Below are 12,706 nucleotides of genomic sequence, written 5' to 3'. Positions count from 1 at the left end.
TTTGAATTTTATGAATTGTTATAAAGTTCAAATTTATACCTGCGGTTTTAGAAACTTGTTAGCTTATTGTAATCTTAGAGTTACTTATTTTATTACATATTGTTAATTTTTGGTAAAAGTTTTACCTAATATTAATAGTTTATTTAACTCTTATTAATGATAATTTTTCGAATTTAAAAATCTTTTTAATGTAATGACACTTGATATTGTAAAACTGCCATTCCTTTATAATTTTTTTGTTGCATTGTAGTAGCATCAAAAACAGGGCGATGTTGGTAACCCAAACTCAACTTATTATTATGAGTTCCATTCAATAAAAAGTTTAGTGTAAAATCGTAAACTGTCATTTGCTCATTTAAAGCATCCCAATTAGAACTCTGTATAGCAATATTTGGCTGAATAACTATTGGGTAATTTAAAACCTTTGTTTCTTTAAAAGCATAACCTAATTGCAAGTACAATGTTGTTCCTGTACCAATCATCGGAAATGTAACTCCTGCCCCATTAAAATCTGCACCTCCTCCAGTTGTTGGATTATTTGCTCCAATATTTCTAATATAATCCTTTCCAAAATCATAATCAAAATAACCTAAATAGCCAGTAAATGCATCTCCATTAGATATAGGAAGGTTTAAAAAAGAATCTACTGCCCAATGTTTCATATCATACAAATTAGTATTTGTTAACAATGCATCACCATCACTCATACTTTTTTCTTGATATTGAAAACCAGCACCAATATTAAACACTTTTTTTCCTTTAACATATGTACCAGGTAAATAAGCTGACTTATTAGATTCGTGATTTAAAAATTGATATTTTACATAAGAAGATGTTCTTATTCTTGGTCTATTATTTGCAAAATCTACTTTTCCATTTGGCACACTTGTTACCAAAGTTGGTCTACTAAAAGAAATTCTATAATCTATTTTACTAATTTGTCCTTTAGCCCAAATACCTAATGAACGACCTATATGATCGTTTTTATTTACAGTTGTTAATACAAATAAAGGTGAATCTAATCCCATTAAAGATTTACTAGAACGCACATTATATCTACTTAAACCTTGCCAACCAGATTTACCAAAACCTACTTCAAGCTTTTTACTGAAAGAATACTCTGCATATAAATCTAAAATTTCAATAGGAAAACTACGATCTTGAAAATTATAATTATTACCTCCAAATATTGAATATAAAAACAATTTTGGAGTTACTTGAGATGAAATAGGAATACGTAATCGTCTTAAAGAAACATCTAAATAACTATTTGTAGTTTCTCCATTTATTAAAGACCCCTCATTTAAATCAGAATACCTAAACCAAATCTGAGTAGTTAAATTCCATTTAATTTTAGGTGTAAATTTTTCTTTTTCTTGTCCTCTTAAATTAATTGTAGAAAAAAGTACAATTAACATCAAACATTTTATAATTACCTTCATTTTTTATTGCTCATTTATAAGACAAAATTAGAATGAACTTTCCTTATAAAATGTGACATTAATCATATCTAAAGAACTTTTTAGACTGCATTCTAGTTTTAGAAAAACCTTAAAACATTTAAATTAAAGAACTTTGAGTTTTCTGTAAAAAAGAGACTCATCAAAAAACACTGAAATCTAATTTAAAACACTTTTTAGAGGTTTTAAGACACTTTTAAACTTATCAACAATTCAGACTTTTATCAATAAAAAACTTTTAAAACTTATGTTTTTCCTTATATTTGATAGGTTGTATTTTTTACAATCAACAATCAAATAATAGAAAATTTAGACAGATAATGAGCGAAGAAAAAAAGCATAATTATGATGCCTCCAGTATTCAGGCATTAGAAGGTATGGAGCACGTAAGAATGCGTCCTTCAATGTATATTGGTGATGTTGGAGTGCGTGGTTTACATCATTTAGTATATGAAGTTGTAGATAACTCTATTGATGAAGCAATGGGTGGTTATTGTGACACTATTAATGTTACAATTAATGAAGACAACTCTATAACTACCAAAGATAATGGACGTGGAATCCCAGTAGGTTTACACAAAAAAGAAGGTGTTTCTGCATTACAGGTTGTAATGACCAAAATTGGTGCAGGTGGTAAATTCGATAAAGATTCTTATAAGGTTTCTGGTGGTTTACATGGTGTTGGGGTAAGTTGTGTTAATGCATTATCAGATCATTTAACAGCTACAGTTCATAAAGAAGGTAAAGTTTGGCAACAAGAATACGAAAAAGGAAAAACTTTATATCCAGTAAAAACAATTGGAGAAACTGATTTTACAGGTACCATAGTTACTTTTTTACCAGATAAATCTATTTTTCAACAAACTACAGAATACAATTACGAAACTCTAGCAACTAGAATGCGTGAATTAGCGTATTTAAATAAAGGAATCACTATTACTTTAACTGACAAAAGAAATTCTGATGATGAAGGTAATTTTATCTCAGAAACTTTTCATTCTGATAAAGGTTTGCCAGAATTCATTCAATATTTAGATTCTACACGTGAGCAGTTGATTGCAAACGTAATTTCTATGGAAGGCGAAAAAAACGGAATTCCTGTAGAAGTTGCTATGGTTTACAACACTTCTTATGCAGAAAATTTACACTCTTATGTAAATAATATTAATACGCACGAAGGAGGAACACATTTATCTGGGTTTAGACGTGGTTTAACAGGTACTTTAAAAAAGTATGCAGATGAATCTGGATTATTAAAAAATGTAAAGTTTGATATTGCTGGTGATGATTTTAGAGAAGGTTTAACAGCAATTGTTTCTGTAAAAGTTTCAGAACCACAATTTGAAGGACAGACAAAAACGAAACTTGGTAACAGAGAAGTTACCTCTGCTGTATCTCAAGCAGTTTCAGAAATGTTATCTGATTATTTAGAAGAAAACCCAATTGATGCTAAAACTATTGTACAAAAAGTAATTTTAGCTGCAACTGCAAGACACGCTGCACGTAAAGCACGAGAAATGGTGCAACGTAAAACAGTAATGTCTATTGGTGGTTTACCTGGTAAATTATCTGACTGTTCAGAAACAGATCCAGCTCAATGTGAAATATTTTTAGTTGAGGGAGATTCTGCAGGTGGAACAGCAAAACAAGGTAGAGACAGAAACTTCCAAGCAATTCTTCCACTTCGTGGAAAAATCTTGAATGTTGAAAAAGCAATGCAACATAAAGTTTTTGAAAACGAAGAGATTAAAAACATGTTTACTGCTTTAGGTGTTTCTATTGGTACAGAAGAAGATCCAAGAGCTTTAAACTTAACTAAAGTACGTTATCATAAAGTAGTTATTATGTGTGATGCCGATGTTGATGGTTCTCACATTGCTACCTTAATTTTAACTTTCTTCTTTAGATATATGAGAGAAATGGTAGAGCAAGGTTACATTTACATTGCTACTCCACCTTTATATTTAGTTAAAAAAGGACAAAAAAGAGAATATGCTTGGGATGATAACCAACGTGATTTAATTGCTCAAAAATTAGGTGGTGGTGTTAACATTCAAAGATATAAAGGTCTTGGAGAGATGAATGCAGAACAACTTTGGGATACAACTATGAATCCTGAATTTAGAACTTTACGTAAAGTAGTTATCGACAACGCTACAGAAGCAGATAGAGTATTCTCTATGCTAATGGGAGATGAAGTTCCTCCTCGTAGAGATTTTATAGAAAGAAATGCAAAATATGCGAATATAGACGCATAATACCTAAAAGGTAAATAAACAAAAAAGGTGTAAGAAAATTCTTACACCTTTTTTTTGTTTTCTATATTCTATTTTTATCTGATACTAAAACCTGCTCTCAATGAAAATACATCATACTCTTGTGTTGCATATTCAGCTGCAATATTTAAGAATAATAATTTTATACTTAAACCTAAATTAGCTTTCATAGAGCTACCATCATATTTTAAACTAATTGGATCTGTATAAGTAGTATTAGAAGCTGATGTTGTGTAAGAACCTAACATATTAACATCTGTTTTATAGTTTGTTGTACCTACACCACCATAAATAGTGAAAATCGAAAGTTTTTTAGATGCCAAAACTTGAAAGATAAAAGTCTTTGTATTAAACTCTAATGCTTGAGATGGTTGATCTTCTGGATCTATAAAGAATTTAGATTTTACATCATTCCATCCAACTAAAGCAGAAACATCAAAAGGTAAACGTTTAACGAAAGGGATCCATTGCTTTAAATCGTGTTTAATACCAAAACCAAATGTTGAAAATTGATAATCTGTATCATTTTGCTCTGGAATGTATCTTATTATTAAATCTGTATTTTTAAACAAACCAATACCAGCTTGCAACATTGCAGAAGGAACCACATTGTACCCAATAGCTTCTTTTAAACCTGAACCTGGTAAAGATGACGTAGAAATAGAATTACCTGTGTCATCTGTAAATGTTAGTAAAGGTCTATCATCTAACTTTTGAGACCCAAATAATGTTGGTAATTCTGCAGAAGAAATACTAGAATCTTCTAATTTAATGTTAGAATAATCTGCATTATTAAAAGTAAAAGTTTCTGCTGAAGAAGGCACAGAAGCACCATTTGCAATTACAGCAATATCAAATCCAAATAATTTGTGAGTTTTTGCAGTTGAATACCAACCTCCATTAATTCCATTTCCAAAACCTGTAGGAAAAGGTTCTACATATCCTTGTAATAAAGCTCTTGCATCTGCAACACCACCTTCTAAAATAGATTCTAATTCAATTTGTGAATATGAAGTTAACGTAAATGCAGTAAATAAAAATAAAAATACTTTTTTCATATAGTTTATAGTTTAGTTAATTTTAGATAAGTTATTGCACTTTACTGTACAGTAGCTTTAATTTTAAATTTTAAATTGATAGTAAAATTATCATCTGCAGGTGTTTGAGTAAAATCAGCTTTAATTACATAAGGAAAAACACCAGCATTAACTACTGATAAAATACTTGATGCGTTTGTAGGTATAATTACTTCTACACCTTCTCCTTTAGTTAAAGTTAGAGTTTGATTTATATTAATAGGCCCTACTGTTAAATCAAAATTACCTGTAATCGCTTCTCCAGAAAAATCATCTTCTAAGGTTAATGTAACTTTTTCAATTTCTGCTTCAACAAATTCACTTGCATTGTCTAATAAATCTTGAATATTAGTAGAATTAGAAGTTTCAAATGAAGTTGCAGTGTTTAATCCTGTAACCACAGCATTACTCTCAAATTCATCTATTACAATAAATTGTATTTCTCCATCTTCTTCACAATTACTAAATGTAAAAGCTACAAAAAGTACTAGCATTGTTTGAATAATTTTAAATTTTTTCATGATTTTTTTATTTATAAGTTATTAAATGTTGTTTAACAAATATAGAAAAATAATGTAGGTATTATTTACAATTCATACAAGATTCAATACAATTGATACAACTTTTACACATAAACTCGTAATATTCTTTCCAATTTATAGATAAAATCAATAAAATTCGTAACTTTTTTTATGACATATATCACAATAAAACATTCAGAATATTGTATTTTTGTGATTAGATTTATTTAACAAATTTTAAAAATATTTATATGAAAGTTACAGTTGTTGGTGCAGGTGCAGTAGGTGCAAGTTGTGCAGAATACATTGCAATCAAAAATTTTGCTTCTGAAGTAGTAATTTTAGACATTAAAGAAGGTTTTGCAGAAGGTAAAGCAATGGATTTAATGCAAACAGCTTCTTTAAACGGTTTTGATACTAAAATCACTGGAAGCACAAGCGATTATACAAAAACTGCAAATTCTGATGTTTGTGTAATTACTTCTGGTATTCCTAGAAAACCAGGTATGACTAGAGAAGAATTAATTGGTATTAACGCAGGAATCGTAAAAACTGTTTCTTCTAGCTTAATCGAACATTCTCCTAATACAATAATTATTGTGGTTTCTAACCCTATGGATACTATGACGTATTTAGTTCATAAAACTACAGGTTTACCAAAAAACAGAATTATTGGTATGGGTGGTGCTTTAGATTCTGCTCGTTTTAAATATAGATTAGCAGAAGCTTTAGGTGCGCCTATTTCTGATGTTGATGGTATGGTTATTGGTGGTCACTCAGATAAAGGGATGGTTCCTTTAACAAGATTAGCTACTCGTAACTCTGTACCTGTTTCAGAATTTATTTCTGAAGAAAGATTAGAACAAGTTAAACAAGATACTAAAGTTGGTGGCGCTACTTTAACTGGTTTATTAGGTACTTCTGCTTGGTATGCTCCAGGTGCTGCAGTTTCTGGTATGGTACAAGCTATTGCTTGCGATACTAAAAAAATATTCCCATGTTCTTCTTTATTAGAAGGTGAATTTGGTTTAAATGATTTATGTATTGGTGTACCAGTTGTTTTAGGTAAAGATGGTATAGAAAGTATTGTAGAAATTAGTTTAAGTGATGCTGAAAAAGCACATTTAGAAGAATCTGCTGCAGGTGTTTCTAAAACTAATGGTTTATTAGAATTATAATATAAAGTCTTTTTTTATGACTTATAAAAATCCAGCTCAATGAGCTGGATTTTTTGTTGCATCTATTTCAAAATTAGATTCTCTTTTTTAGATAATCCATTATTATAATTCTAATTTTTATTTAGCAATGTAAAGTATGTATTTTTGTAAAGTAATTGCTAAAAGATGACAAACCAAACAAACACTATTTTAAAAAAAATATTCGGTTATGATAATTTTCGTCCTCTGCAAGAGGAAATTATCAACAGAACTTTAGAAGGTAAAGATAGTTTTGTTTTAATGCCAACTGGAGGAGGAAAATCGATGTGTTTTCAAATCCCTGCCTTACTTTTTAACGGTATAACTATTGTAGTTTCGCCATTAATTTCATTGATGAAAGACCAAGTACAAGCCTTAAAATCAAACGGAATTAAGGCAGATTTCTTTAACAGCTCTATTTCTGTTGAAGAAGAAAACAACGTCATCAACAAAGCAATTAATGGCGATTTACAACTCTTATATTTATCCCCAGAAAAACTAATATCAGTAAGTAATTCTTGGCTTAAACAATTAAACATAAAATTAGTTGCTATAGATGAAGCGCATTGTGTAAGTATGTGGGGTCATGATTTTAGACCAGAGTATACTCAACTAAAAGTATTTAGAAACTCGTTAGCCAATGTACCTTTTATGGCTTTAACTGCTACAGCAGATAAATCTGCTAGAAAAGATATTGAAGCACAATTAGGTTTAAATAATTCAAAATTATTTATCTCTTCTTTCGATAGAAAAAACTTGAGTATTGAAGTAAGAGGACAAGTTACTAAAAAGAAAAAATTACAAGAAATTATCAACTTTATAAAAAGGAGAAAAAATGAAAGTGGTATTATTTATTGTTTAAGCAGAAAAAACACAGAAGAAGTAGCTAACTACCTTCAAAAAGAAGGGCATTCTGTGGCTTTTTATCATGCAGGAATGAGTAACGAAGAAAGAGAAAAAACACAAACTGATTTTATAAATGATGATACAAAAATAATTGTTGCAACTATTGCTTTTGGTATGGGCATAGATAAATCTAATGTTCGTTTTGTAATTCATTACAATTTACCTAAAAATCTTGAAGGTTATTATCAAGAAATTGGAAGAGCAGGTAGAGATGGTTTACCTTCAGAAACCCTACTTTATTACAATATGAGAGATTTTGTATTGTACAGCCAATTTGCAGATGAAGGTGCAAACACTGCAATGCAAAAAGAAAAGTTAAATAGAATGTTGCAATTTGCAGAAGCAAAATCTTGTAGAAGAAAAATATTATTGTCTTATTTTGGAGAACATCTTACTCAAAATTGTGGCAATTGCGATGTTTGTGAAAATCCACCACAAGATTTTGATGGTACTATTTTATCGCAAAAGGCACTTTCTGGAATTGCTAGAATGAAAGAAAAAGACGGAATTACAATGCTAATTAATGTTTTAAGAGGTAGTAATAATGCAGATATACACTCAAAACAATATTTTAATCTAAAAACTTACGGAATAGGAAAAGATGTTTCTTTTTTCGATTGGAGAGATTATATAATTCAAATGGCAAACCAAGGTTTGATAGAAATAATGTATGCAGAAAACTCTGCTTTAAAAATAACACCCATTGGTTGGCAAGTTTTAAAAGGCGAAAAAAAGATTAGATTAACAACGCCTATTAGCCCAAATGATAAAAAGAAGAAACAAAAAATAGTAAAAGCGACCATTATAGGTGATGTAAATAACGATTTATTTACAGCCCTAAAAAAATTAAGGCATTCTATATCTAAAGAAGAAAATATGCCTGCCTACATTGTTTTTAATGATAAAACATTAAAATTAATGGCAAGTGAATTACCAACATCAGAAAATGAATTTTTGGCCATTTCTGGAGTAGGTATAAATAAAATGGAAAAATATGGTGAAGATTTTATGCATCTAATTCGCCAATTTAAAAATGTGGAAAAACCACGTAAAACACCTACAACTCAAAAAACTTTAGATCTTTATAAACAAGGCTTAAATCCAAAAGAAATTGCAGAAAAAAGAGAATTATCTGTAACTACTATTTTTTCTCATTTATCTCAACTATATACAGAAGGCAAAAACATTGAACTTGAAAAATATGTTACACAAGATATTATTGATAAAGTTCGAACCGTTTTTAATCAATTTAATCAAAAAATGGAATTAAAACCCATTTACGAAAAACTTAACGAAGAAGTTTCTTACAGCCAAATTAGAATCAGCATAACTTTAATTCTAAAAAAAGAGTAATTTTATTGCTTTCTGTACTTATTGATTATCAGTTTTATATTACTTTTTAAGCAAAAAAACTGTTATTGTTAAATTTGAAGTTTTATACTTCTACAAAAAGCAATCTTTTTTTATATATTTGGCGCATGAACCCAAAATGGTACTTTAGTGCACTTTTAGTTTTATTTACTTTTCTTGGTACTTTCCACGAAAATATTCCTGTACCCAATCAAGAAATTGTTTTAGAGTTTAATAATTCTAAAATAAATGATTCTGAAAAGGAATTTACATTAGCCGATATAAAAAATCGCTTAACTACTGCTGGCGCATCAAATATTAAAATTCAAGAAGCTAAAAATGGTAGGTTAAAAATTTCATATTACAGTTCAGACCAAGTTTCTTATATTAAAGAAGCACTTTCTCAAAAAAATGAAATTGCTGTTAGAGAATCATCTAACAAACAAAACCAAAAAAAATATCCATCAGAAAAAAAATCTAAATTTAATTTTGATGTTTATGAATTAGAAAATGAGGCAGATTCATCAAATTTTGATGGTAATTCTATTATAGAAATCAAATATGATTCAGATCGATACACAAATCAACAAAATTATGCTTCATCAGAAAAAATATTATTAATTGAAGCCAATACTGTTTATAAATCAAAATCTAGATTTTACAAACAATTATTTATAGTAAAAAATAGTACTTCCCACAACATACCAGAAGTTAGAGCTGGCCCTTTTTATTACTTATCTTAAACAATTTAAGTAGATAATTTTAAAATATCTACCTCAGAATGACGCGATTTCGCAATCTTCTGAAAACAAATCAATAAACATAATTAAATGTCAAAAAGTTCGAGAAGTTATCTATATTTGCTCGTTTTAAAAATTTTTGACTAAAACTATATCAAATGCAAAATAAAGGATTAATTAAATTATTCGCTATTCTTTTCGGATTAGTGAGTTTGTATCAACTATCATTCACATTTTTAGCTAATAAAGTTGAAGATGATGCTGTAACTTACTCTAACAACAAAGCTGTTGATAGTGATGATGCTAGACAAAAAGCAAGTTACGAAAGAAAATATTTAGATAGTGTTGCCAACAAAGACATTATAGATTTAGGAATAGCAGAATACTCTTATAATGATGTAAAAGACAAAGAAATGAATCTTGGTCTTGATTTAAAAGGTGGTATTAATGCAATTTTACAAGTATCTGTAAAAGAAGTTTTAAAAAGCTTAGCTAATGACTCTAAAAACGAAGCATTTAACACTGCTTTAGAAGCTGCAGATGTTAGACAAAAAAGTAGTAACTTAAATTACTTAGATTTATTTTTCGAAGAATTTGAAAAAGTTGCAGGAACAACAAAATTAAGTGATCCTTCTATTTTTGGTACAAAAGCTTTAAGTGATAAAATTTCTTTTGATGAAGCAAACATTACTGTAAGAGAAACTTTACAAGAAGAAATTAATAGTTCTATTGGTACTGCTTTCGAAGTTTTAAGAAGTAGAATTGATAAATTTGGTGTTACACAACCAAACATTCAAAGAATTGGAAATTCTGGTAGAATTCAAATTGAATTACCAGGAGCTAAAGATATTGAGCGTGTTACAAAGTTAATCACAAGTAAAGCTGAATTACAGTTTTGGGGTGTATATACTAATGCAGAAGTACAAAACTTTTTCTTTACTGCAAATGCTAAAGTAGCAGAAATGCTAAAAGATGATTCTGTTTTAGAGCAAGAAAAAGATACAACTAAAAAAGATGATATTGATGATTTATTAGGTGAAGAATCAGATTCTACTAAAGTTCAGAAGAATTTATTTACTTACTTAATGCCAAATTTTGCGCAATCTCAACAACAATTAAATTCTACAGTTGCTTATGCTAGTGTTTTAGATACAGCTACTGTAAACGATTTATTATCTAAAAAAGAAATTAGAGCATTATTACCTAATGAAATTAAATATGCAAAATTTTTATGGGATTATAAATCTAACACAAGTGCAGATGGTACAACTGAATTAATTGGTTTATACGCCATTAAAGGTAACAGAAATGACAAACCAACTATTGAAGGTGATGTTATTTTAGATGCTGGTCAAGTATTTGATCAATTAAACAAGCCAGAAGTTTCTATGACTATGAATAGTTCTGGAACTAAACAATGGGCAAAAATGACTGCTGATAATGTAGGTAATTTTGTTGCTGTTGTATTAGATGACTACGTATACACTGCACCTTCTGTAAACCAGGCAATTACTGGTGGTAGAACTTCTATTTCTGGAGGAACAATGACTGTTGCAGAAGCAGAGGATATTTCTACAGTATTAAAAGCTGGTAAATTACCTGCTGCTGCAAGAATTATTCAAGCAGAAGTTGTTGGGCCATCTTTAGGACAAGAAGCTATTAATGCAAGTTTCCTATCATTTGGTTTAGCTATTGTTTTAGTTTTACTTTGGATGATTTTATATTATGGTAAAGCTGGTGCTTTTGCAGATGTTGCTTTAATTGTAAATATTTTATTCATCTTCGGTATTTTAGCATCTTTTAATGCTGTGTTAACTTTACCTGGTATTGCTGGTATTATTTTAACAATTGGTATGTCTGTAGATGCCAACGTAATTATATTTGAAAGAATTAAAGAAGGATTATTCAAAAAGAAAGGTTTAAAACAATCTGTAGAAGAAGGATTTAGTTTTAAAGGAGCATTATCTGCAATTATTGATGCAAATATTACTACTTTTTTAACAGGTATTATTTTATATATTTTTGGTACAGGACCAATTAAAGGTTTTGCATTAACATTAATGATTGGTATTGCAACATCATTATTTACAGCTGTATTTATTACTCGTTTATTAATTGATGGAGCAGTAAATAAAGGTTCTGTATTAACATTTAATACTTCTATTTCTAAAGGATGGTTCCAAAATATAAATGTAGAGTTCTTAAAGAAACGTAAGATTGCTTACATTATTTCTGGTGGTATTATTATTGCTGGTATTATTTCTATATTCTCTATTGGTTTAAAACAAGGTGTAGATTTTAAAGGTGGTCGTTCTTATGTTGTTCGTTTTAATCAAGACATGAATGCTACTGAAGTTTCAAGTACTTTAAAAGATGCTTTTGGTACAGCACCAGAAGTAAAAACTTATGGTGAGTCTAATCAACTTAAAATAACAACAGTTTATAAAATTGATGAAGAAGGTACAGAAGTAGATGATCAAGTACAAAACGCTTTATTTACTGGTTTAAAACCTTATTTAGGAGACACAACTTACGAAAACTTTAAACCTGGTTTCGAAAAAGAAGGTGCAGGCGTTATGAGTTATATGAAAGTAGAACCAACTATTGCAGATGATATTAAAACATCAGCTTTATATGCAGTTTTTGGATCTTTATTAGTAGTTTTCTTATACATCTTATTACGTTTTAGAAAAGTATCTTTCTCTATAGGAGCTGTAATTGCAGTTTTCCATGATGTTTTAATTGTATTAGGTGTTTTCTCTATTACTTATAGTTTTATGCCTTTTGATATGGAAATTGGTCAATCATTTATTGCAGCCATACTAACAGTAGTTGGTTACTCCTTAAATGATACCGTAGTTATTTTTGATAGAATTAGAGAATTTACAGGTTCATATCCTAATTGGAAATACAGCGAAGTTGTAAACAAAGCATTAAGCTCTACATTAGGTAGAACTATAAATACATCTTTAACAACATTATTAGTAATGTTAGCCATCTTCTTATTTGGTGGTGATTCTATTAAAGGATTTATGTTTGCCTTAATTGTAGGTGTAGCAGTTGGTACATATTCATCTTTATTTGTAGCAACACCAATAATGTTCGATACAACTAAAAAAGAAGAAAAGAAGAAATAGTTCTCTTTTAAATAAAAGAAACCGTTTTTAACTCTGAAAATCAG

General features: G+C 29.2%; 8 protein-coding genes. 5 read left to right on the top strand and 3 right to left on the bottom strand.

Annotation, left to right across the window (positions count from 1 at the left end; all coding sequences use genetic code 11):
* Nucleotides 1–185: 185 nt before the first annotated feature.
* Nucleotides 186–1,442, bottom strand: a complete 1,257-nt coding sequence (locus tag KO506_RS00105) for a porin (RefSeq protein WP_215992893.1) — start codon at nucleotides 1,440–1,442, stop codon at nucleotides 186–188.
* 338 nt (nucleotides 1,443–1,780) lie between these two features.
* On the opposite strand from KO506_RS00105, the gene gyrB reads away from it, so the two are divergent.
* Nucleotides 1,781–3,718, top strand: coding sequence for a DNA topoisomerase (ATP-hydrolyzing) subunit B (gene gyrB, locus KO506_RS00100; protein WP_215992892.1), 1,938 nt, complete (start codon nucleotides 1,781–1,783; stop codon nucleotides 3,716–3,718).
* Between the two features lie 74 nt (nucleotides 3,719–3,792).
* Here gyrB and KO506_RS00095 read toward each other — a convergent pair whose 3' ends face one another.
* Complete coding sequence (locus KO506_RS00095; RefSeq protein WP_215992891.1) at nucleotides 3,793–4,794, bottom strand: DUF6588 family protein; 1,002 nt, start codon at nucleotides 4,792–4,794, stop codon at nucleotides 3,793–3,795.
* 41 nt (nucleotides 4,795–4,835) lie between these two features.
* Complete coding sequence (locus KO506_RS00090; protein WP_215992890.1) at nucleotides 4,836–5,333, bottom strand: hypothetical protein; 498 nt, start codon at nucleotides 5,331–5,333, stop codon at nucleotides 4,836–4,838.
* A 251-nt stretch (nucleotides 5,334–5,584) separates the two neighbouring features.
* Here KO506_RS00090 and mdh point away from each other — a divergent pair, with 251 nt between their 5' ends.
* The 4 genes from mdh (at nucleotide 5,585) to secDF (ending at nucleotide 12,662) form a co-directional block, all read left to right on the top strand.
* Nucleotides 5,585–6,511, top strand: coding sequence for a malate dehydrogenase (mdh, locus tag KO506_RS00085; RefSeq protein ID WP_215992889.1), 927 nt, complete (start codon nucleotides 5,585–5,587; stop codon nucleotides 6,509–6,511).
* Nucleotides 6,512–6,676: 165 nt separating this feature from the next.
* Complete coding sequence (gene recQ / locus KO506_RS00080) at nucleotides 6,677–8,788, top strand: DNA helicase RecQ (RefSeq protein ID WP_215992888.1); 2,112 nt, start codon at nucleotides 6,677–6,679, stop codon at nucleotides 8,786–8,788.
* 74 nt (nucleotides 8,789–8,862) lie between these two features.
* Nucleotides 8,863–9,528 (top strand): hypothetical protein, encoded by a 666-nt coding sequence (locus KO506_RS00075; RefSeq protein ID WP_215992887.1) that lies wholly within the window; start codon nucleotides 8,863–8,865, stop codon nucleotides 9,526–9,528.
* A gap of 155 nt (nucleotides 9,529–9,683) precedes the next feature.
* Nucleotides 9,684–12,662 (top strand): protein translocase subunit SecDF, encoded by a 2,979-nt coding sequence (gene secDF, locus KO506_RS00070; RefSeq protein WP_215992886.1) that lies wholly within the window; start codon nucleotides 9,684–9,686, stop codon nucleotides 12,660–12,662.
* Nucleotides 12,663–12,706: the final 44 nt, after the last annotated feature.

The sequence above is a fragment of the Polaribacter vadi genome (assembly GCF_018861005.1).
GTDB classification, from domain to species: domain Bacteria; phylum Bacteroidota; class Bacteroidia; order Flavobacteriales; family Flavobacteriaceae; genus Polaribacter; species Polaribacter vadi_A.
This window is presented reverse-complemented; position numbering and strand designations above follow the sequence as displayed.

Coding starts and splice junctions, on each gene's coding strand:
- KO506_RS00105 (WP_215992893.1), bottom strand. CDS start 1,442: ATGAAGGTAATTATAAAATGTTTGATGTTAATTGTACTTTTTTCTACA.
- gyrB (WP_215992892.1), top strand. CDS start 1,781: ATGAGCGAAGAAAAAAAGCATAATTATGATGCCTCCAGTATTCAGGCA.
- KO506_RS00095 (WP_215992891.1), bottom strand. CDS start 4,794: ATGAAAAAAGTATTTTTATTTTTATTTACTGCATTTACGTTAACTTCA.
- KO506_RS00090 (WP_215992890.1), bottom strand. CDS start 5,333: ATGAAAAAATTTAAAATTATTCAAACAATGCTAGTACTTTTTGTAGCT.
- mdh (WP_215992889.1), top strand. CDS start 5,585: ATGAAAGTTACAGTTGTTGGTGCAGGTGCAGTAGGTGCAAGTTGTGCA.
- recQ (WP_215992888.1), top strand. CDS start 6,677: ATGACAAACCAAACAAACACTATTTTAAAAAAAATATTCGGTTATGAT.
- secDF (WP_215992886.1), top strand. CDS start 9,684: ATGCAAAATAAAGGATTAATTAAATTATTCGCTATTCTTTTCGGATTA.